Raw genomic sequence first — 20910 nt, 5'->3', positions numbered from 1 at the left:
CTCTCTGGATTTCTATTTCAGATCCTTTCTCAGGAATCCCAGGATCCCCGCCACATTACACACTATCATGATTACTATAGAGTATGCCGCCAGAAATACCGGATGCCCGGAATTTGCGCCGGCAATCGTAAAGCCTTGCCCCGTTGGCAGAAAATCCATCCAGAACTGATACCATTTCCTGACCGCTCCCGACAGATAAGACGGATTTTTTGTCATCTCTACCGCATAAGCGCCATCCGTCCCCTGAACCGCCGTCTGGATCATCTCCGGCTGAGACAGCTTGCTGAGAAGATACATCGCGGCAAACAGCAGGATAAAGGTTCCCACCTGGCAGAACACCGCAGCTGCCGCCTTATTCTGACACAGCATGGATATCATCGTATAGATAGCGGTTTCCGAACAGATCAGAAGAATTCCTATGCCTGAGTATATGGCCATAGACTCCAGATATGGCGTCCCAATCCCAAACATGGGAATCGCCACAGCGCTGACCACCAGAGAATAGGCAGTCTGCATCAGGAGTCCCGCACAGGTACAGGTTACATAGTTTGAAAGATAGATCTGCATCCGGGACGCACCTGTCACCAACTTGTTCCGGATCGTGCCGTCGCTGTATTCACAGCCCAGAAACAGGTTGGTAAACGCCGCAAAAGCCACGCTGTTGAACAGATATACATTCAGGAATATCCGGGAATACTGATCGGTCACATCATATCCTTCCTCCACCAGCCGATACTGGCTGATACAGCCCAGCACCCCATAGCACGCCAGCACTACGAGCGCTCCCCAGAACACCTTGTCCTTCCAGAGTCTCGCAAAATTTGCTCTCAGAAGCTTACGCATGGCTCTCACCTCCCATCAGATTGATGTAGTAGCTTTCCAGACTCTCGTCCCTTTCTACCATGGAGAATACCTTGCAGCCTTCCTTTTCCAATGAAAGCACCAGATCTGTTACCTCAAAGGATCCAAATACATCCACACAGCTTTTTGAGTCTACCTTGTATTCCAGACATTTCTGATCCAACACCCTCACCAGGGCCTGCACATCTGATACCTCCATATGCATACATTTCCTGCATGACTTTTCCAGCTCCTCTCTGCTGATTTCTTTTACCAGATGTCCGCTGTCGATAAAGCCATAATGAGTTGCCAGTCTGGACAGTTCATCAAGAATATGGCTGGAAATCAGAAATGTAATCCTTCTTTCCCGGTTCAGCTTAAGGATTAGCTCCCGGATCTCAATGATCCCCTGTGGATCCAGTCCATTAACGGGTTCGTCCAGCACCAGAAAATCCGGATTCCCCGCAAGCGAGATCGCCAGGCCAAGCCTCTGTTTCATTCCAAGCGAAAAGTGTTTCGCCTTTTTCTTTCCCGTACCGGAAAGTCCTACCAGCTCAAGAAGTTCCGGTATCCCATCGAACGAGGGCTTTCCCAGTATCCGGTATTGTTCTTTCAGATTATCCTCCGCCGTCAGATGTCCGTATATGGACGGTGTCTCTACCACCGCCCCCATTCTCCGGCGAACCCCGTTCAGGTCATCTCTTTCACTGTTCCTTCCATAAAGAGTATAGCTGCCCTCCGTAGGCTTCTGAAGTCCGCAGATCAGCCGGATCAGAGTTGTCTTCCCTGCTCCGTTTCTTCCCACAACCCCATAAATAGCTCCCCTTTCCACATGCATGGACAGTCCGCTCAAAGCCTGGAAGTTCCGGTATCTCTTTGTCAGATTATTTGTCGTCAATACATATTCCATACTTGCTGCCTCCTTTTCACCTGAAATGATAGCATGCAGACGTTAAGATACCGGTTAAGGGAACAGTAAAGAAACAGTTAATATTACCTTTTCATTTTAAAACCAATCCCCCAGACCGCCTCAATATGATCCTGACCGTCCTGTTTTTTTAATTTCTTCCGGATATTGGAAATATGAATTTTAAGCGATCCTTCTGTACAATCCGGCGTGTCCATGCTGATAGCGTCCAGAATCCGGGACTTTGTCGCTACTTGCTCCGGATTTCTCATCAGCTGTTTTAAGACCGCAAATTCTGTAGGTGTCAGATGCACCGGTTTCCCTTCTACAGACACCTCTCTTGTCTCCAGATCCATACGGATCTCTTCAAAAATAAGCATTTTTGCTTCCCGGCTCTTCTCCCTCTGATTTTCCGCAGCTCTGATCTGAGCGCTGATTCTCGCCATAAGTTCCCGGATATCAAAGGGTTTCGTTACATAGTCCACTGCGCCGCCGGTCAGAAGGGTTACCTTGTCGTCCACACTCGTCCTTGCACTGACCACGATTACCGGAATATCTGATATTTTCTCAATCACCTGCTCTCCGGATAATCCCGGCAGCATCAGATCCAGCAGTATAAGATCCGGTCTCCGGCGTTCCAGCAAAAGGAGGGCTTCCGTACCTGAATAGGCTCTAATGACCTGATATCTTTCTTTTGACAAGGCTTTCTCCAACATATCACCAATAAAAATGTCATCATCTATCACTGCAATCGTATACATTTCTCTCCAAGGATCCTCCATATCCCTTCGGCCGCTCCATCCCGGTCATTTCCCGGCAGGATAAAATCTGCCTTCTCCTTCAGCTCCGGCACTGCATTTCCCATAGCAAAACGAAGTCCCGCGGCCTCAAACATTGTACTGTCATTTTCTCCATCACCGATACAGGCCACCTCTTCTTTTGCAATTCCAAGCCTTTCGGACAAAAAGGCAAGCGCCTTCCCCTTTGATGCCTCTTTTGCAAAAATCTCTACATAAATCGGCGTATAAGCACAGGATAACTCCGGAAACCCCTGCAAAATCTCCCGTATCCTTTTTTTTCCGCCCGCAGAGAGAAAGTAGAACTGCACCTCTTCCACATCATATGGACTTTTCTCAAAGACCTCCTCCATGCTTCTTACAGTTCTGAGCTTCGTGGCATCCTTTCCAAAAACCAGGCGCCCAAAAAACGACAGCAGCCGTCCTTCCACATAATATTCATGCCGGATGTGAGCAGTACTTCCGATTTTTTTCTTATCATATTTTCCGCTGCAGGCTCTGACCAGGCGCAGTGCCTGCTCCTTTGGAATCAAAGTCTGCATCCATTCCTTCTTTTCTCTGCAGTCTGCCACCGAAGCCCCGTTGGAGCTGATCACATATCTGTAGATATTCTGTCTCCCCGCCAGTCTGTGCGGGAGACAGGACAAACTCCGTCCCGTCGTCGGCACTACAATGATTCCTGCCTTCGCCGCCGCTTCCAGCGCGCGTATAGTTTCTGCCGTCATCTGGCTTCTGCTGTTCAGGCAGGTACCATCCATATCCACTGCCAGCAGACGGATATTTTTCCCTTGCGTCATATCTTTTTACTCCTGCTACTCTGCAATATCTGCTGTCTGATACCGTATCACTTTCCCCAGATCCTTCAGACTCACCTCCACCTGATAGCCAATCTTTCCCGCACTGAACATAATTTTGTCAAACTGCTCGGCACTCCGGTCAATGGTCGTAACAAACTGCTTTTTCATACCAATGGGTGAACATCCGCCGTGTACATATCCTGTCAGCGGAAGAAGCTCTTTAGACTTGATCATCTCGATGCTTTTTTCCCCCACACACTGAGCTGCCTTTTTCAGGTTCAGTTCCTTACTGACAGGCACCACAAATACGTAGTGCTCCTTTGACTTTCCCACTGTTACCAGCGTCTTAAATGCACGGTCCGGATCCTCTCCCAAAGCTGCAGCCACCTCCAGTCCGCTGACCGCACCGGTCTCCAGATAGTTATGGCTCCCGTAAGGGATTTTCTTCTGATCCAGGATCCTCATTACATTTGTCTTTTCTTCCTTCTTACCCATGATGCCCTCCTTGCCACTTTTCTATTTTCACAACAAAAGAACTAACATTTTTAAATATTAAAAATAAATACTACAACGTAGATTATACTCCACGACAGGCAATCCTGCCACATCAAAGTTATCCCCTGATCGGGGATAACTTTGGGGGATAATTTGTGGATAACCTAATTGGGGACGGGGGATTTTCCAAAACCCCCCGTCCCCAATTAGGTGGCTTTCCGATATACCGCAAATGCCACTGCTGCCGTGATCAGCTCTGCGATCCAGAATCCATGCCATACGCCCACAGCCCCGAAAATTCTGCTCAGAATGTATGCTGCCGGAATGATGACAAGCACATAGCGGAATAATGAGATGACCAAGGACGGAACACCCTTCCCCAATCCCTCCAGCGCACCGGAGGATGTAACAGAAACTGCTGATATGATAAACCCGGCGCTGATGATCCGAAGCGCCGTTTCTCCCGCCCGGATCGTTTCCTCATTTTGAGTAAACAATTCCATCAGCTTCTCCGGAACAGCCAGGCAGATGATTGTGCCGAATATCATGATCAGCCCGCTCATACACAGCACAATCCGATAGATCTGTTTCACTCTCCTGTGTTCTCCCGCACCATAATTAAATCCGATCACCGGACGCATTCCCTGTACAAATCCGTTGGCCGGAAGATATAAAAAGGTCTGCAGCTTATAATAAATCCCCAGTACCAGCACATATATCTGTGAAAAGGATGCCAGGATTGCGTTCAAGGCCGAGATCAATAATGACGGCAATGCCAGATTCAAAGTAGCGGGAATGCCAATGGCATACAGCCTGGCGATCATCCGCCTGTCCGGCCTGCAATATTTCCGGCAGATTTTCACACGGATCGGCCAGCGCAGATAAACGGCAATATAGATAACCAGCGTCAGTACCTGCCCGAGGCCCGTTGCAAGCGCAGCCCCCTCGATTCCCATCGCAGGAAATGGTCCCAGGCCAAAAATCAAAACCGGATCCAAAATGATATTAGCGATACACCCACACATCAGGCTAAGCATAGTTACTTTCATGGCTCCGACTGCCTGGAAAACTTTTTCAAAGGCCACTCCCAGAACGATGGCAAAAGTAAACAGAAAAACAATGACAGAATAACGGATTCCCAGATCGATTACTTTTTCTGATGATGTAAACATCCGCAGGAACCCGGGCATGACCGCAATTCCCGCCACTGTCAGTATCACTGCATGGATCAGCGCCAGCAGCATACCCTGTGTTGTAGCCATATTAGCTTTTTTCTCGTCTCCGGCTCCCAGATGGATAGCAATGACTGCATTAATACCGATTCCAAAACCAATGCCGATGGCATTGACAAAATTCTGAACCGGATACACCAAAGACAGGGCTGTCATCGCATCTTCGCTGATCTGTGCAACGAAAAAACTGTCCACGATATTGTATAGAGAATTGACCATCATAGACAGGACCATCGGCAGAGACATGGATAAAATCAGCGGCAGTACCGGCTTTTCTTTCATAAAATTCTCGTTCATATTTCCTCCCCGGTTTCCGGACATTAAAATAGCCACACAGTTACCCAAATGATAGCTGTGTGGCGAAAAGACGATCAAATCCGGAAAAATCCACGACACATTTTCCGAAAAATATCATACTTCTTTCATCACCCATTGTCAAGACTTTGAACAATGCTTCGTTTATACCTTCAAAATTTTCTTTACGGTTTCTTTCATCTGATCCGCATCACATTCTGTTGCATGAAGAACTTTAGCATCCAGAATGTCACGGATTGCCTGAGGTGTCACCCGCCCTGAAATCCCGGGCAGCTTCTGCAAAAGATCCAATTCCTCTTCTTTCTCATATACAGGATCAATCGCTGTCAGGACACTCTTTGCAAATTTGTAAGGGCTGGCTGTGGATGCAATGAGACATTTTCTCCCATCCCCGGTCTGTTCCCGGTAACTCTCACATACATGTGCAGCAACCGCTGTATGCGTGTCCATCACATATCCTGTCCTTCCATAAACCTCACGAATACTTTCCGCAGTCTCTGCTTCATCTGCAAAACCGGCGCCAAAGTCTGCCAGCCGTTCTTTCATAGCTTCCGTAATCTGGTAGCTTCCCGATTTCTTCAGCTGTTCCATCAGCTCCCGGGTCTTCGCCGCATCCTCTCCGGAAACCAGGTAAAGCAGCCGCTCCAGATTACTGGAGATCAGGATATCCATGGATGGCGACGTGGTCAGGATAAATTTCCGATTTTTATCATAAATGCCTGTCTGGAAGAAATCATACAGCACTCTATTCTCATTGGATGCACAGATCAACTTTCCAAAAGGAATCCCCATCTGCTTTGCATAATAGGCCGCCAGGATATTCCCAAAGTTTCCTGTTGGAACGACCACGTTAATTTCCTCTCCCGGACTGATTTCTTCGTTCTCCAGAAGCTTTGCATAAGCATAGACATAATATACAATCTGCGGCACCAGACGTCCGATATTAATAGAATTAGCGGAAGAAAACTGATATCCTTTCTCAGCTAGTTCGCCGGCCAGCTTCTGATCCTCAAACATAGCTTTTACACCGCTTTGAGCCTGGTCAAAATTGCCGTGAATTGCTACTACATCCACATTATTTCCCTTTTGTGTCACCATCTGCAGCTCCTGCACCCTGCTGACACCATTCTTAGGGTAAAAAACGATGATCCGTGTTCCTTCTACGTCCGCAAATCCAGCCATAGCCGCCTTACCGGTATCTCCGGAGGTGGCAGCCAGAATCACGATTTCCTTTTCCACATGATTTTTCTTTGCCGAAGTCGTCATAAGATGCGGAAGAATGGACAGCGCCATATCCTTGAATGCAATCGTTGCCCCGTGAAACAGCTCCAGATAATACACATCATCCACTTTTGCCAGCGGAGCAATCTCTTCCGTATCAAACTTCTCATCATAGGCCTTTGCAACACAAGAACGCAACTCTTCCTCTGTAAAATCCGTAAAAAAAAGCTTCATCACGGCAAATGCCGTCTCCTGATAAGTCATTCCCCCCAGCTTCTCCAACGGGACATCCAGACAGGGAATACAGGATGGGACAAACAGCCCTCCATCCGGTGCCAGGCCTGTAAGAACAGCCTGGGAAGCCGTTACTTTCAGATCGGAATTTCTTGTACTTTTATAAAACAAATCCATCTTCTTTCACCCTTCTATTCTGCTTTTCCTAAATATGATAAACAAAACCGCACTGACTGCCATCAAAACAGGATAGTATAGATGCGGTATAATCTCAAACGGCGTTAATCCGGTCAGACTGGCCGCCGATAATAACTGGGCGCCGTACGGAATCAGTCCCTGCCCCACGGATGTAAAAATATCCAGCAAAGACGCTGACCGTCTGGGTAACACCTGAAACTCCTCACTGATCTCTTTTGCAATGGGTCCGGCCATCACGATGGCAACCGTATTGTTTGCCGTACAAAGATCTACCAGAAGCGCCAGGCCGGCAATTCCGGCTTCTGCTCCCCGCTTTCCGCGGATACTCTTACGGATCAGGCCCAAAATGAACTGGATTCCTCCATATTCCCGCACCAAAGATACGATACCTGCTACCACAATGGAGATTACCGTAATATCATACATACCGGTCACGCCCTCTCCTACGGCAGAAAACATTTCTCCCACCGCCAGGCTTCCCGTCGCCACGCCAATAACCAGGGACGTTACAGTTCCGGTGACCAGCACCACAAACACATTGATCCCGATCAGGGCGCCGACCAGCACCAGTACATAAGGAAGCACCTGCCACGCATTATAAGGCAGCGCTCCTGTCATCTCATAGCTTCCGTCTCTGGTCACGATCCAGAACAGCACGACTGTAACCAGCGCTGCCGGAAGCACGATCCGGAAATTTTCCCGGAATTTATCCTTCATCTCACACCCCTGCGTCTTTACTGCCGCAATGGTCGTATCCGAAATCATGGAGAGATTGTCTCCAAACATCGCCCCGCAGACTACAGCCGCAATACAGACCGACATGGCAAATCCTGTTTTTTCACTGATCCCTGCCGCAATCGGCGCAAGTGCCGCAATGGTTCCCATAGAAGTTCCCATAGAAACAGAAATAAAGCATCCGATCACAAACAGGCCGGCCACCGCTACATGCGGCGGCATCACAGACAAACCTAAGTTAACCGTGCTCTCCACGCCTCCGGCTGCTGTGACCGCACCCGAGAAAGCCCCGGCACTTAAAAATATCAGACACATCGTAATGATATTTTCATCACCCACGCCTCTGGATACGATTCCGATTTTCTCCTGGAATCCGATTTCTCTGTGCTGTAAAAATGCCGCCAGCAAAGCGATCAGGAAAGCGACGATCGCCGGCATGGCATAAAAGTCTCCGGTGACAATACCTGATCCAAGAAAAATCACCAGAAAAATACCTATCGGCAGCAGTGCCGCCGCACTTCCTTTTTCAGCCCCCATAAAGTCAGTCCTCTCTTATCCCTTATTTTTCTTACTATTTGTATAATTAACCAGTCCTCCGGCAGCGATCAGCTTCTGCATAAATTCCGGAAATGCCTGTCCCTGATATTCAGTTCCCTTTGTACGGTCATAAATCTTTCCGCTGTCAAAATCAACCTCAACTTCATCTCCGGCTTCAATCCCTTCTGCCGCCTCCGGACATTCAATGATCGGCAGTCCGATGTTAATGGCATTGCGGTAAAAAATCCGCGCAAAAGTATCTGCAATGATGCAGCTGACACCGGCTGTCTTCAGACACAACGGTGCGTGTTCTCTGGAAGACCCGCATCCGAAATTCTTTTTTGCCACAATAATATCCCCCGGCTGAACTTTTTTTACAAAGTCCGGATCAATATCTACCATCGCATGGCTTGCCAGTTCTTTTGCATCAAAAGAATTCAAATATCTGGCCGGAATAATCACATCTGTATCAACGTTGTCACCATATTTAAATACATGTCCTGCTGCCCTCATTATCTGTCACCTACTTTCTCCGGATTTGCAATATAACCTGCGATCGCACTTGCCGCCGCCACTTCAGGAGAAGCAAGATAGATCAGGGAATCAACGTGCCCCATCCGTCCCACAAAATTACGGTTTGTTGTGGACACACATTTTTCTCCGGCCGCCATGACGCCCATGTGTCCGCCCATGCACGGTCCGCAGCTTGGCGTATTTACCGCACAGCCTGCATCCACAAAGATATCCATAAGGCCTTCGGCAATACACTGTTTATAAATCTTCTGTGTCGCGGGAACAACCATGACTCGGACATCCGGGTGCACCGTATGTCCTTTCAGGATGGCAGCCGCTTTCCGCATATCTTCCATCCGGCCATTGGTACAGGATCCGATCACCACCTGGTCGATCTTAATAGGCTCCATCGCCTCCACCTCGTCAATGGTCTTTGCATTGCCCGGCAGATGCGGGAAGGCAACCGTTGGGCGCACCTCGGAGAGATCTATGGTGATCACTTCGTCATACACAGCATCTTCATCTGCTTCATAGATCGTATAAGGTTTGCTGGAATGCTCTTTGATATAAGCCAGCGCAGCATCGTCCACCGGGAAAATGCCGTTCTTAGCGCCTGCCTCGATCGCCATGTTTGCCATGGTAAAACGGTCGTCCATGGACAAATTCTCAATGCCGTCACCAGTGAATTCCATGGATTTATAAAGCGCTCCATCTACACCGATACGGCCGATGATATGGATGATAATATCCTTTCCGCTCACATATTTTCCCGGCTTTCCGGTCAGCACGAACTTGATCGCACTTGGCACCTTAAACCAGATTTCTCCGGTTGCCATACCTGTCGCCACGTCCGTTGTTCCCATACCGGTGGAAAAAGCTCCCAGCGCTCCGTATGTACAGGTGTGGGAATCCGCACCGATGATACATTCTCCGGCCGTAACCACTCCGGCCTCCGGAAGGATCGCATGCTCCACCCCGGATTTTCCCTGCTCAAAATACCAGGAAAGTCCCTGCTCCTTTGCATACTCACGGATCGCCTTGGAGTTCTCCGCGGACTTGATATCCTTGTTCGGAGTAAAATGATCCGGGACAAATACGACTTTATCTTTGTCAAATACATGATCGGACATCTGCTTGATGATCGGCAGTGCCATCGGTCCGGTGATATCATTTGCCATTACGATGTCTAACTTCGCTTCGATCAGCTGTCCTGCCTCCACATGGTCAAGACCCGCATGTGCTGCCAGTATTTTCTGCGTCATTGTCATTCCCATTACGACAACCTCCTCTTTTCTACTTAGTCTTACTGGATATTTTAACACAGATAAATATAGAGGCGCAAGAAAGAATCAAGAAGAGCACAAGAAGCGTCAAGTTCTGGGAATCTCCGGTCTTGACAGATGGCGCCTTCACTGCCATCTCCTGAATTTCAGGCTGCGGCTTTGGCCCTGGTTCCGGCTCAGGCTCAGGTTCTGGTTCCGGCTCGGGCTCGGGTTCCGGCTCAGGTTCTGGCTCAGGCACCTCTACAATCTCCCGGTCCTTTTCCTCATCCGCATTATCCGCCCGGACTACTACTTCGTTTTCGATCTCTTTCCCGATCAATCCTTCGTCCGTAATCATTACCTGATATTCCACCGTATATTTCTCGCCCAGGTCTGCACTCTGCAGAAATTCACCGGCATGAATGGAAAAACTATTACCGGTCACCTGAATAACTGCATTTTCGATGATATTTTGTCCTGCATCCAGGAGGACCACTGAGTTTTTCTGCAGCTTTACCCCTTCTGTCAGGATCGTGTCTGTGATCACCACATTTTTCGCCACTGCATTCTGGATCCTCTGGGTCACATCTGTTGTATACGTGATCAGGTCTCCCACCTGGTACTTTTTATCTGTCTTATCCGCCTGCTTCTCGATCGTAAGCTCCGGCCTCTCCAGCCATTTTACCTGTAAAGACACCTCTGAAGGCTCTACCGTGATCAGCTGTCCTGTACCTACGTCCTGACTTCCTCCGCCGGTTTTCACGATCAATGTGCGCCAGCTCTGGGTCAGAGACGCTTTTATGGGGCCGCTCTCCCAGCTCCCGCCGTTATTGTAGGCCACATCCGCCGCCAGATAAAACTGGTCTCCGCCCTTTACGGTGACATTTCCCTGTTTTTCCGTCTGCTCTGTCACGTTTACCAGTGTCATGCCCTCGGCCAGCGGAAACGTCACCGAATTGCCCGGATCTCCCTGGCAGGTGATCATGTCTGTCCGCTGGCGCTTTTCTTCAGGGCTGAAATATGCGGTAAGCGCCGTCTGGGACAGGGAAAGTTCCTGCTGCGGAACAGACGGAAGATTTCTTATATGCTCCGTGAAAGTGATCACCGCACCCTTAATATCTTCGTTCAAGCCTATAAAGCCGTCACTATTCGGATCACATCCGTCATAAATGTAGGACAAAATACAGTGTGACAGACAGTAAGACCGGTCCGGGGCATCCCATCCTCCGGTCAGCTGCGGCTTGATATAAGTTTCAAATCCAGGGCCTCCATAAACATAATACATAGCTTTTGCCAGAAGCTCCTCTGAACTCATCTCTCCGGACGGATAGGTGCCATTTCCCGGCGATCCCATATCCGGCTCCAGGCAATAAGCCAGATTGCCATTTACATAATAGTAGTGCGTGGAATATCCGATATATTCCACACGCTCCCCTCGCACCAGAGAAACATCCGCCGCTTCTACTGTAACAGTTTCTTTCACTCCTGCTGCCAAAAAGATCAAAAGCAGCGGCAGAAGCACAAACAGCAGACTACGATATTCTTTTTTTCTTGTCATTATTTTTCATCTCCTTTAAAAATCAATTATGCTTGCATACATGTTCAGACAAAAATCCCGCTGTCCTCCTTTCCTGTCCCTGTATTTTGATCTCGCTTTGGAAAATCGGAATGAAATTTCCTGTGGGGGAATCCCCATTGAATTTTTGTTAGAATTTTCTTAGACGAGTACCTATATCATAAATGGATTTCTGTATTCTGTCAATACAGAAATCCATTTATCCCCGGCACAGGCTCTAATGCCTGCCCTCTGTTCTGATCCTTTCCCGGATCTGTTCCAGAATTTCCTTGTGGCGTCTGGACTGAAGCTTTGGAAATGCACGCAGCATATGTCTTCCTGTCCGCAGTGAACGCTCCGCCAGCTCTTTGTACTTTCTTCTGAGCTCTGCCGCCTGCTCTTTCGTCTCTGCCAGAAGCTGCCTTTGCTCCGCAAGCTGCTGTCTTTTTTCTTCTACTGCCGCGTCTACTTTTTCCCTCAGTTCCATGGTATCCATTACATTTTCGTAGATATTCTCTCCCATCTTCCCTGACAGTTCCCTGAGATCAGCCGCAATCTTCTCCATAGCGTCCAGCTGCCGGTTCCACCGCAGGATTCCGCCGACCGTCACGGTAAGATCCGCCGCCAAAGCCGCGCTCAGGACTGAGAGGATCAGGATCCCCGCCCCCAGGGGTATCAATGCACACAGATCTCCTACCAGCGGATGGACTGCTTTCACGATCACCACGCAGGCAACTCCCCATACCACGGAGAACAGCAGGCACACATATCCGCCGATGTTAAGCGGAAGCTCTGAATAATCCCACCATTTATGATGAAACAGTTTATCCAGCACATACCCCGTCATCCCTTCAATCAGGGTAACCAGCACAGCTGATGCAAGGTACAATAGCAGCCACTGGTCTTCAAACGGCTCCAGAAAAACCACCACCATCACGACACCCACACCATAAATAGGGCAGATCGGCCCATTAAGGAATCCCCTGTTTACAAATCTTCTTTCCTTCACCGCCGCAAAGGCAACTTCCGCACACCACCCCAGTATCCCATATATAAAAAAATATAAGAGTCCTTCGTAAATCCTCATACCGATTCCATCCTGTCTTATTTGTTTTGTAAATTAGAGTATACTTCACATTGATATCCCCGTCAATTAGTGATATAATCTTTTTGCTAATGATAAATATTATCAATTACACAGGAGATGACACAAATGACACTAAAACAAGGAAAAAGTAATCAGACCTACCGGGTAGAAGCCATCCACACTTCCCTAGATCTGGAACGCCGGCTGGAAGCTCTGGGGCTTACGGATGGTTCACTGATCACGGTCATAAATAATGAAAAGAAAGGCGCCATGACTGCCAGATTCAGAGGTGCCAGATTTGCGCTGGGGCGCCAGATTGCCGAGCAGATCACTGTTTCGGAGGTGAATCCTCATGAGTAATGTTATTAATGTGGGATTTATCGGGAATCCCAACTGCGGGAAAACCACTCTATTTAACGCTTTTACCGGCGCCAACCTAAAGGTTGCCAACTGGCCCGGTGTTACCGTAGAAAAAAAGGAAGGAACTGCTTATTACCAGGGACAGGAATTTCGTCTCATTGACCTTCCCGGCATTTACAGCCTGACCTCCTATTCCATGGAAGAAACCGTGTCCAGGGAATGTATCATGAGCGATGAAGTCGATGTCATTGTCGACGTTATTGACGCATCCAGCCTGGAGCGGAATCTTTATCTGACACTTCAGCTTCTGGAACTCGGGAAGCCAGTCGTTCTTGCCCTAAACATGATGGATATCGTAGAAGAGCGCGGTATGGAGATCGACCTGCACCGTCTGCCGGAAATGCTGGGAGTCCCCGCAATACCGGTCTCTGCAAGGAAAAAGACGGGGCTCTCTATTCTGATGCACGCAGTAGCCCACCACAAGGAGCTTGCCTCTCAGGGTCCGCTGATCCATCACCATCCGGGGCTGCATACTTCCCACCGCCATGATCATCATGCAGAATATGCTATGGTATACCATGACGAAATCGAAGATAAAATCGATGCTATTATCGTTCAACTGACCAAGAAATATCCGGAGATGGAAAATAAACGCTGGTATGCCATCAAGTTTCTGGAAGCTGATCAAAATGTAATCAGCCAATATCCCGTAGACTTATCCGGTATTACTGACCGCAGCTATGAAAAAGAAATCATAAACCAGAAATACGATTTTATTGAAGAAGTCATTGGAGAGGTGCTGGTAAACAAATCCCAAAAGGCTGCTTTCACAGATAAGGTTGACTATTTCCTGACCCACAGGTTTCTTGGACTTCCTATTTTTCTCGGAATTATGGCCCTGGTATTTTTCCTGACCTTCGCCATCGGCGACTGGCTAAAAGGATATTTCGAGCTTGTGCTGGAAATGTTTTCCGGCTCCGCCGGCGATTTTCTTTCTGGTCTCCATGTAAATGCCATGCTTCAGTCTCTGATTCTGGACGGTGTGATATCCGGTGTCGGCGGAATCCTGACATTCCTTCCGAATATCTTTATCCTGTTTCTGGCACTCGCTATCCTGGAGGACAGCGGATATATGTCAAGAGTCGCTTTTGTCATGGACGACATCATGAATAAGCTGGGGCTTTCCGGACGGGCTTTTCTGCCGCTCCTTCTCGGTTTTGGATGCTCTGTCCCCGCAGTTATGGCATCCCGGACTCTGGAGGATCCTAAAGACCGGTTTAAAACGATTCTGGTCACACCATTTATGTCCTGCAGCGCAAGACTTCCGATTTATGTTTTATTTTCGTCCATGTTTTTTGGAAAAAACGCCATGCTGGTATGCTATTCCATGTATTTGCTGGGAATTCTGGTGGCCATTGCCACAGCTTTCATTTTATCCAGAATTGACGGCAGCAAGGTATCCCATTCTCTTCTGATCGAGCTGCCAGAATATAAATCGCCCAATGCACGTACCATTGCTATTTATGTATGGCAGAAAATTAAGGATTATCTGACGAAGGCCGGTACCGTCATCTTCATCGCCTCCGTCATCATGTGGGGAATCCTGAATTTCGGCCCCACCGGTTATGTTACTGATATCACCCAGAGCTTCGGCTCTCTGATTGGAAAAATGGCAGTGCCGCTGTTTGAACCGGCGGGTCTTGGCTATTGGCAGATCATCGTCGCCCTGATATCAGGCATTGCCGCAAAAGAGGTAGTAGTTTCCAGCTGCAGTGTACTGTTCGGCATCCAGAATATCACTACTTCTCACGGAATGAACGCTATGGCCGCCACATTGGCCACTATGGGATTCGGCGCAGCCAATGCATATGCACTGATGGTATTCTGTCTGCTGTACATTCCCTGCACCGCTACCATCGCCACCATGCACCGGGAACTCCACAGCTGGAAAGCCACCTTCGGCATTATCCTTTACCAGCTTCTGACAGCCTGGGTCATGAGTGCTCTGGTCTATCATTTGATTCTGTTATTCTGACAAAGGGGACAGGGGCAAATGCAAAAAGGGACACCCACTTTTACAAATGGGGACGTACACTTTTGCAAAAAGTGTACGTCCCCATTTGTTACCCTACTGCTGATGTTTCTGCAGATACGGAATCTCAATAGGATCAATAGGCGACGGAGGATTTTCCACTTCGCCCTTTACCTTACGTTTTCTACGCCTTAATAATTCTCCTCCCTTATTATAAAACCAGAAGGAGTAGGTCAGAATTTTTCCTGCCTTTCCCATCTTTTCCCTGGTTGTTTTTCCATATAGCGTACCACCAGCCTGAATCGGAACTTTCCGGCGTATCAGCGAGATCAGTTCCGTCTCGCAAGTTACATATTCCGGAAGTTCTGTATACCCCATAGATACGCATTCAATTTTATGAGCATCGCTCCCTCCGATTCCCGGCTTTTTATATTTCTTTGCCAGCTTCATGGCACATTCATTGGACTCCTCTGATTCGCAGGCATTAAACGCCTCAATAAAATCAAAGCGCTTCATGATCTCCGGAGCTTTATAATACTTCTTCGTGTTTGTGAAGCTTAAATATTTTTCCCCGCATGGGTGTGCAGGTCCTAAAATACCTCCATGCCGGTGTACAAAATCGATCAAAGCGGTCACCGGAAGTCCGCGAAGCTCCAAAAGCCGCATTTTGACCCCTTCCGGCATAATACAGAGAATATGTCCCCCGTCACAGGTATCATATTCTATTCCTTTCAGGACCACAAAATCCTCATGTACTTTTCCCTTCATGTTGTACTTCCAATGGCGGTACCCTTTATAAGTATCGTGATCCGTGATCAGCATCCCGTCAAAACCATGCTCTTTCAATTTGGTAATATACTCATCCAGCGGCACCTTACTGTCGGGAGAGCCCTCTTTTACATGACAATGCATATCCAGCTTCATTGGTATGCCTCCTTTATGATCAAGGTAAGATATTAAGGCAAAAATCCCCGGCCGAAAGCCGGGGAAATTTTTTATTCCTGAGGCCCGGCAGCAACAAGTGCTTTACCAAGCTCGTTACTCTCGTACTTCTTGAAGTTCTTAATAAATCTTGCAGCCAGATCTTTTGCTTTAGCTTCCCATTCAGAAGCATCTGCATAAGTATCACGCGGATCCAGGATTGCCGGATCTACACCCGGAAGCTCTGTCGGAACTTCAAAATTAAAGTATGGGATCTTCTTCGTCGGAGCATTTAAGATGGAGCCGTCCAGGATCGCATCAATAATACCACGGGTATCCTTGATAGAGATACGTTTTCCGGTTCCGTTCCATCCGGTATTTACCAGATATGCCTTTGCTCCGCTCTCTTTCATTCTCTTTACCAGTTCTTCCGCATATTTGGTCGGATGCAGCTCCAGGAACGCCTGGCCGAAGCATGCGGAGAAGGTCGGTGTCGGTTCTGTAATACCACGCTCGGTTCCCGCAAGCTTTGCGGTGAATCCGGACAGGAAGTAATATTCTGTCTGCTCCGGCGTTAATACAGAAACCGGCGGCAGCACGCCGAACGCATCTGCGGACAGGAAGATCACATTCTTCGCTGCCGGTGCTGCAGATACCGGACGTACAATCTTTTCAATATGGTCGATCGGATAAGATACACGTGTATTCTCTGTCACACTCTTATCTGTAAAATCAATCTTTCCATTCTCATCCAATGTTACATTTTCCAGCAATGCATTACGTTTAATGGCATTATAGATATCCGGCTCTGATTCTTTATCCAGGTCGATAACCTTTGCATAGCATCCGCCTTCAAAGTTAAAAATACCATTATCATCCCAGCCATGTTCGTCATCGCCGATCAGCAGTCTCTTCGGATCAGTAGAAAGTGTAGTCTTTCCTGTTCCGGAAAGTCCAAAAAAGATTGCTGTATTCTCTCCGTTCAGATCTGTGTTTGCAGAGCAGTGCATAGATGCAATACCTTTCAGCGGCAGGTAATAGTTCATCATAGAGAACATACCTTTCTTCATTTCTCCGCCGTACCAGGTATTGACAATAACCTGCTCACGGCTGGTAATATTGAACATTGCCGCTGTTTCAGATCTTAATCCTAATTCCTTGTAGTTTTCTACTTTTGCTTTAGATGCATTGTAAACTACAAAATCAGGCTCAAAGCTTTCCAGTTCCTCTGCGGTAGGACGGATAAACATATTTGTAACGAAGTGAGCCTGCCATGCCACTTCCATGATAAAACGGATCGCCATACGCGTATCTTTATTGGTACCGCAGAAAGCATCTACCACAAACAGTCTCTTTCCGGAGAGCTGCTTCTGAGCGATTGCCTTTACCGCATCCCATGCCTCCTGTGAAGCTGGATGATTATCATTTTTGTACTCGTCGGAAGTCCACCATACCGTGTCTTTGGAGTTTTCATCCATAACAATGTATTTGTCTTTCGGAGAACGGCCTGTGTAAATACCGGTCATAACATTGACCGCGCCAAGTTCACTGACCTGTCCTTTGTCAAAACCTTCCAGATTCGGATTTGTTTCCTCCTCAAACAGCATTTCGTAGGAAGGATTGTGAACAATTTCTGTTGTTCCGGTGATACCGTACTTTGTTAAATCGATCTTTGACATGTTACGCTCAACCTCTTTCTTTCTATAGTATAGTTCAATTCTTTCACATTATACAGGATAATTGTCAAAAAAGCAACAATAAAACTTTCATTTTGCAAGTTTTAAACTCTAATCTTGCAAATCGTCATCATCGTCGTCATCCAGAAGGTGTCTTGCTTTTTCCACTTCAGACTCCATAGAATCCTGCTCTTTCACCTTTTTCGAGTAATTCCGCTCTTTCTTCCCGACCTTCCTGGAATGCATCATAAACTGAACAATTATTCCTATCACTGCGATCACCGCACCGATTACAATCCCGATTCCACTCCACGTCATTGCATCGAGTCCCGCCAGCGCAGCTATATTTGTTCCGGCTGTCAGTCCTCCATAAATCCCCGTCACTATGATTACAAAGGGCTCCACATAGATAACCGAAAGAATCGCAACTATAATCCCCGCTGCAAGAGCCACCACAGCCGATATCCAGGAACCCGGAAGCAGCGTCAGCACAAGTCCGCTTACCTGTGCCAGCACCAACAGGAACACTCCGACCCGGTATAAAAACCAGGACAGTAAACCAAAAACAATCCCGGCTCCTAAAACGATTCCCGCAAAAGCCATTCCTTCAAGCCCGATGATCAGACCCGCCGCAGCACCGATTGCAGCACCTGCGAAAAATCCCATCAAGGTTCCCAGGATCCGGACCAGCTTAAGCCCGAAAAAGCAGACCAGAAGTCCCACAACAACAGCTGCGGCCAGCGCTCCATACGCCGCCTGGGTTCCGGCTGCAGACAAAAGCTCCCCTGGCTGTCCATTCAGGATCTGGTTTAACTGATCTTGTATGTTTGTCATCTGTTCCATCTTTGATTCTCCTTTAACCCTTATTCTTATGTTCTCTATACTCCAAATAGTATTTTTCTTATTATACCAGTAAAATTGGCAACAGTAAAGATGGGTATCAATGATATATTCTCAAATGACACCCATCTCTACTTTGATTCTTCGATCATTTCCTTACCTCTTTTTAGTAAAGACCTTTTCACTTATGCTTTTGGTGGTCCGTACCTTCCTTTCCGTAAGATTTAAATAAAAAACAATCAAAACATTTATCTGTCTTTTAATTATGTTCTTTATTTATGTTTTAATATTAATACGTATCAGTTATTTTGTCAATATATTTTTTGAAAAGAACTAAAATATCTGTATAAATTCCCGGGACTTTAAATGCCAAACAGATTTTTCACAAAAATCCGGCATAACGCCGGTCTATAAAAAAAGAGCGCCCTCCCTCGGGCGCCCGACCTGAACCATCGCTTAGAACAGTGCGACTGCTCCTGTGTCAATTCCGTTGATCACATAATATACCGCACTCTCTTCCGGCTTTATGTACAAATCCATGGTCTTGATCTCTCCGACTTTTCTGCCGGACTTTGTCCATGCTTTCTTTACATTTGCGATGATCGTCTTCTCATCCATCTGCTGTCCATAATATTCCACGACCGCATTAACCTTGATTTCTTTTTTTGCCGCGGATTTCTTCGGTGTCGTCTTCTTTGCAACTGTTTTTGCCGCTTTTTCTGTTACAGTCTTTTCTGTCGTCGTTTTTGCTGCAGGAGTCTTAGCTGGCTCTGCCTTTGCTGTCTTTACGGAGTCTGCTTTTGCGGTGGTCTTTACCGGCTGAGCTGCAGTCTTTGTCACAGTTTCGGTTTTCTTAGTTTCTGTGGTTGCTTTTTTTGTAGCCATGATAATTCCTCCTCAATCTCACCAAGTCTAACACTTAGTCCTGAATTATTATACCACATTCATATAAAAATGCAATTGTGAATCAATTGACAAACTGCAACAACAATCCTGCGACAACTGCCATAAAATACAGCACAATCATGATTTTTATGTTTTCAATCCTGTTCCGGTTCACTTTAAAAAGCACGATCAGCCCTGCCCCGGCTCCGGTGCATAGCCCCGCCACTACCGACGCAAAAGAGATTGCCCCGCTAAGATACAGCTGTGTCAGAATCACAGATGCACCACAGTTGGGAATCAGCCCGATCAGCGCGGCAATGACCGGCTGAAATACACTATCCCCCAGGAGCGCTCTTGACAGCCCCTCAATCCCGAAAACTTCTATCACAAGATTCAGAATCCATGTGAAAATGAATAGATATGCAAACAGACGGAAGGTATGCCGCCAGGCAGGCATAAGAATCCCTGCATGCGCTTCATGGCATCCACAGTGGTCACACAGATTTCCACAGCTTTTCTCTGATGACAGCCTTTCTTTCAAAAACAAATCCGCCGCATACCCTCCGATGACAGCGATCAGCACTTTTGCACCCAGCAGCATCCCCACTTCACCTGCACGCCCCGGATTTCCCAAGATGATCAGCACCGCCTCATCAGACGTTGCCAGAAAAACAGCCAGCAATGTCCCGACAGAGATAACGCCTCCCGCATAAAGATTGGCAGCCATCACCGAAAAGCCGCACTGCGGTACGCACCCGACAGCGGCCCCGACTATCGGGCCTGCACGCCCGATCTTCTGCATCACTTTAGTGATCAGCCTGCCCGAATAATGTTCCAGTGCCTCAATCAGAAGAAATGCCGCAAACAGAAACGGCAGCATCCTCAGGCAATCTATAAACGCATGTTCAACTGTATGAAATAAAAGCTCCATCCTCTTCCTTTCTATGAGTCATCTCTTACAAGCATCTTTTTTTCTTCCAATGCATCTTCAATCAGATCCAGTGTCTCCTCACTGTCTGCCATGATCAGATGATCATGATAATTGGAAGTAATATTCTTCAGCGGACTGGACTTTCCGCTTCTTAAGTCCTCCAGAAAATTTTTTACATCCCTTCTGGAACGGATATTCAGCTCCGCCTCCAGTTCTCCGTATATCCGGTGATGTACAATGACATTTTTCACACATCCTCCCAGATCTACCACTGTGCAAAGCTCCTCTTCCAGCTGTTCATCAGTATGGCATACCCTCAGCACCCTGGACGCAGCGACTGGCTCATTCAGGATATATCCCCGGTTTGTAGAGATCACATCCAGCCCCGCGGCGCGCAATAACGCAATATCCTGTACAATTACCTGACGGCTCACCTGATAGCAGGCTGCCAGTGCTGCTCCCGGCACCGGACGGGCGCTTTCCCTGATCCGCCGGACCATATCTTTTCTTCTGTCCGCTCCTGTCATAAAAGCTCCTCCC

Annotated in this window: 20 protein-coding genes; 2 read left to right on the top strand and 18 right to left on the bottom strand. The window is 47.6% G+C overall.

Features of this window, described 5'->3' with window-relative positions:
- Nucleotides 1-12 precede the first annotated feature (12 nt).
- The 12 genes from BKD12_RS04760 to BKD12_RS04705 form a co-directional block, all read right to left on the bottom strand.
- Complete coding sequence (locus BKD12_RS04760; RefSeq protein ID WP_070088182.1) at nucleotides 13-843, bottom strand: ABC-2 transporter permease; 831 nt, start codon at nucleotides 841-843, stop codon at nucleotides 13-15.
- Complete coding sequence (locus BKD12_RS04755) at nucleotides 836-1750, bottom strand: ATP-binding cassette domain-containing protein (RefSeq protein WP_070088181.1); 915 nt, start codon at nucleotides 1748-1750, stop codon at nucleotides 836-838. The genes BKD12_RS04760 and BKD12_RS04755 overlap by 8 nt, the downstream gene beginning before the upstream one ends.
- Before the next feature lie 83 nt (nucleotides 1751-1833).
- Complete coding sequence (locus BKD12_RS04750; protein ID WP_070088180.1) at nucleotides 1834-2508, bottom strand: response regulator transcription factor; 675 nt, start codon at nucleotides 2506-2508, stop codon at nucleotides 1834-1836.
- Nucleotides 2490-3341, bottom strand: a complete 852-nt coding sequence (locus tag BKD12_RS04745) for a Cof-type HAD-IIB family hydrolase (protein ID WP_070088179.1) — start codon at nucleotides 3339-3341, stop codon at nucleotides 2490-2492. The genes BKD12_RS04750 and BKD12_RS04745 overlap by 19 nt, the downstream gene beginning before the upstream one ends.
- A 15-nt stretch (nucleotides 3342-3356) precedes the next feature.
- A complete protein-coding gene (gene ybaK, locus BKD12_RS04740; protein ID WP_070088178.1) occupies nucleotides 3357-3836 on the bottom strand; it encodes a Cys-tRNA(Pro) deacylase in 480 nt (159 codons plus the stop codon).
- Nucleotides 3837-4042: 206 nt separating this feature from the next.
- Nucleotides 4043-5365, bottom strand: a complete 1323-nt coding sequence (locus BKD12_RS04735) for an MATE family efflux transporter (RefSeq protein WP_070088177.1) — start codon at nucleotides 5363-5365, stop codon at nucleotides 4043-4045.
- A 162-nt stretch (nucleotides 5366-5527) separates the two neighbouring features.
- Nucleotides 5528-7015, bottom strand: a complete 1488-nt coding sequence (thrC, locus tag BKD12_RS04730) for a threonine synthase (protein WP_070088176.1) — start codon at nucleotides 7013-7015, stop codon at nucleotides 5528-5530.
- Nucleotides 7016-7021: 6 nt separating this feature from the next.
- Nucleotides 7022-8308, bottom strand: coding sequence for a Na+/H+ antiporter NhaC family protein (locus BKD12_RS04725; protein ID WP_070088175.1), 1287 nt, complete (start codon nucleotides 8306-8308; stop codon nucleotides 7022-7024).
- A gap of 15 nt (nucleotides 8309-8323) precedes the next feature.
- On the bottom strand, nucleotides 8324-8821 hold the full coding sequence (locus BKD12_RS04720) for a 3-isopropylmalate dehydratase small subunit (RefSeq protein WP_070088174.1): 498 nt from the start codon (nucleotides 8819-8821) through the stop codon (nucleotides 8324-8326).
- Entirely contained in the window at nucleotides 8821-10095 is a 1275-nt protein-coding gene (leuC, locus tag BKD12_RS04715; protein WP_070088173.1) for a 3-isopropylmalate dehydratase large subunit, read from the bottom strand. The genes BKD12_RS04720 and leuC overlap by 1 nt, the downstream gene beginning before the upstream one ends.
- 19 nt (nucleotides 10096-10114) lie before the next feature.
- The gene (locus BKD12_RS04710; RefSeq protein ID WP_070088172.1) at nucleotides 10115-11641 is read right to left on the bottom strand and encodes an isopeptide-forming domain-containing fimbrial protein; all 1527 of its coding nucleotides are present in this window, start codon (nucleotides 11639-11641) and stop codon (nucleotides 10115-10117) included.
- Between the two features lie 235 nt (nucleotides 11642-11876).
- Nucleotides 11877-12725, bottom strand: coding sequence for a putative ABC transporter permease (locus BKD12_RS04705; RefSeq protein ID WP_070088171.1), 849 nt, complete (start codon nucleotides 12723-12725; stop codon nucleotides 11877-11879).
- A 126-nt stretch (nucleotides 12726-12851) separates the two neighbouring features.
- On the opposite strand from BKD12_RS04705, the gene BKD12_RS04700 reads away from it, so the two are divergent.
- Both BKD12_RS04700 and feoB read left to right on the top strand, forming a co-directional pair.
- Entirely contained in the window at nucleotides 12852-13085 is a 234-nt protein-coding gene (locus BKD12_RS04700) for a FeoA family protein (protein ID WP_070088170.1), read from the top strand.
- Nucleotides 13078-15120 (top strand): ferrous iron transport protein B, encoded by a 2043-nt coding sequence (gene feoB / locus BKD12_RS04695; RefSeq protein ID WP_070088169.1) that lies wholly within the window; start codon nucleotides 13078-13080, stop codon nucleotides 15118-15120. The genes BKD12_RS04700 and feoB overlap by 8 nt, the downstream gene beginning before the upstream one ends.
- 93 nt (nucleotides 15121-15213) lie before the next feature.
- Here the strand turns inward: feoB and BKD12_RS04690 are convergent, their stop codons facing one another.
- From BKD12_RS04690 to BKD12_RS04665, 6 genes are all read right to left on the bottom strand, one after another.
- Nucleotides 15214-16041 (bottom strand): PHP domain-containing protein, encoded by an 828-nt coding sequence (locus BKD12_RS04690; protein ID WP_070088168.1) that lies wholly within the window; start codon nucleotides 16039-16041, stop codon nucleotides 15214-15216.
- 71 nt (nucleotides 16042-16112) lie between these two features.
- Nucleotides 16113-17717: a phosphoenolpyruvate carboxykinase (ATP) gene (gene pckA, locus BKD12_RS04685; RefSeq protein WP_070088167.1), complete on the bottom strand. Its 1605-nt coding sequence runs from the start codon at nucleotides 17715-17717 to the stop codon at nucleotides 16113-16115.
- Between the two features lie 108 nt (nucleotides 17718-17825).
- Complete coding sequence (locus BKD12_RS04680) at nucleotides 17826-18557, bottom strand: ABC-2 transporter permease (protein WP_070088166.1); 732 nt, start codon at nucleotides 18555-18557, stop codon at nucleotides 17826-17828.
- A 453-nt stretch (nucleotides 18558-19010) separates the two neighbouring features.
- The gene (locus BKD12_RS04675) at nucleotides 19011-19439 is read right to left on the bottom strand and encodes a DUF6465 family protein (RefSeq protein ID WP_070088165.1); all 429 of its coding nucleotides are present in this window, start codon (nucleotides 19437-19439) and stop codon (nucleotides 19011-19013) included.
- Between the two features lie 82 nt (nucleotides 19440-19521).
- A complete protein-coding gene (locus BKD12_RS04670; RefSeq protein WP_070088164.1) occupies nucleotides 19522-20370 on the bottom strand; it encodes a putative manganese transporter in 849 nt (282 codons plus the stop codon).
- An 11-nt stretch (nucleotides 20371-20381) separates the two neighbouring features.
- Complete coding sequence (locus tag BKD12_RS04665; RefSeq protein ID WP_070088163.1) at nucleotides 20382-20897, bottom strand: transcription repressor NadR; 516 nt, start codon at nucleotides 20895-20897, stop codon at nucleotides 20382-20384.
- Nucleotides 20898-20910 lie beyond the last annotated feature (13 nt).

This window comes from Merdimonas faecis (assembly GCF_001754075.1).
Classification (GTDB): domain Bacteria; phylum Bacillota; class Clostridia; order Lachnospirales; family Lachnospiraceae; genus Merdimonas; species Merdimonas faecis.
This window is presented reverse-complemented; position numbering and strand designations above follow the sequence as displayed.

Coding starts and splice junctions, on each gene's coding strand:
- BKD12_RS04760 (WP_070088182.1), bottom strand. CDS start 843: ATGCGTAAGCTTCTGAGAGCAAATTTTGCGAGACTCTGGAAGGACAAG.
- BKD12_RS04755 (WP_070088181.1), bottom strand. CDS start 1,750: ATGGAATATGTATTGACGACAAATAATCTGACAAAGAGATACCGGAAC.
- BKD12_RS04750 (WP_070088180.1), bottom strand. CDS start 2,508: ATGTATACGATTGCAGTGATAGATGATGACATTTTTATTGGTGATATG.
- BKD12_RS04745 (WP_070088179.1), bottom strand. CDS start 3,341: ATGACGCAAGGGAAAAATATCCGTCTGCTGGCAGTGGATATGGATGGT.
- ybaK (WP_070088178.1), bottom strand. CDS start 3,836: ATGGGTAAGAAGGAAGAAAAGACAAATGTAATGAGGATCCTGGATCAG.
- BKD12_RS04735 (WP_070088177.1), bottom strand. CDS start 5,365: ATGAACGAGAATTTTATGAAAGAAAAGCCGGTACTGCCGCTGATTTTA.
- thrC (WP_070088176.1), bottom strand. CDS start 7,015: ATGGATTTGTTTTATAAAAGTACAAGAAATTCCGATCTGAAAGTAACG.
- BKD12_RS04725 (WP_070088175.1), bottom strand. CDS start 8,308: ATGGGGGCTGAAAAAGGAAGTGCGGCGGCACTGCTGCCGATAGGTATT.
- BKD12_RS04720 (WP_070088174.1), bottom strand. CDS start 8,821: ATGAGGGCAGCAGGACATGTATTTAAATATGGTGACAACGTTGATACA.
- leuC (WP_070088173.1), bottom strand. CDS start 10,095: ATGGGAATGACAATGACGCAGAAAATACTGGCAGCACATGCGGGTCTT.
- BKD12_RS04710 (WP_070088172.1), bottom strand. CDS start 11,641: ATGACAAGAAAAAAAGAATATCGTAGTCTGCTGTTTGTGCTTCTGCCG.
- BKD12_RS04705 (WP_070088171.1), bottom strand. CDS start 12,725: ATGAGGATTTACGAAGGACTCTTATATTTTTTTATATATGGGATACTG.
- BKD12_RS04700 (WP_070088170.1), top strand. CDS start 12,852: ATGACACTAAAACAAGGAAAAAGTAATCAGACCTACCGGGTAGAAGCC.
- feoB (WP_070088169.1), top strand. CDS start 13,078: ATGAGTAATGTTATTAATGTGGGATTTATCGGGAATCCCAACTGCGGG.
- BKD12_RS04690 (WP_070088168.1), bottom strand. CDS start 16,041: ATGAAGCTGGATATGCATTGTCATGTAAAAGAGGGCTCTCCCGACAGT.
- pckA (WP_070088167.1), bottom strand. CDS start 17,717: ATGTCAAAGATCGATTTAACAAAGTACGGTATCACCGGAACAACAGAA.
- BKD12_RS04680 (WP_070088166.1), bottom strand. CDS start 18,557: ATGGAACAGATGACAAACATACAAGATCAGTTAAACCAGATCCTGAAT.
- BKD12_RS04675 (WP_070088165.1), bottom strand. CDS start 19,439: ATGGCTACAAAAAAAGCAACCACAGAAACTAAGAAAACCGAAACTGTG.
- BKD12_RS04670 (WP_070088164.1), bottom strand. CDS start 20,370: ATGGAGCTTTTATTTCATACAGTTGAACATGCGTTTATAGATTGCCTG.
- BKD12_RS04665 (WP_070088163.1), bottom strand. CDS start 20,897: ATGACAGGAGCGGACAGAAGAAAAGATATGGTCCGGCGGATCAGGGAA.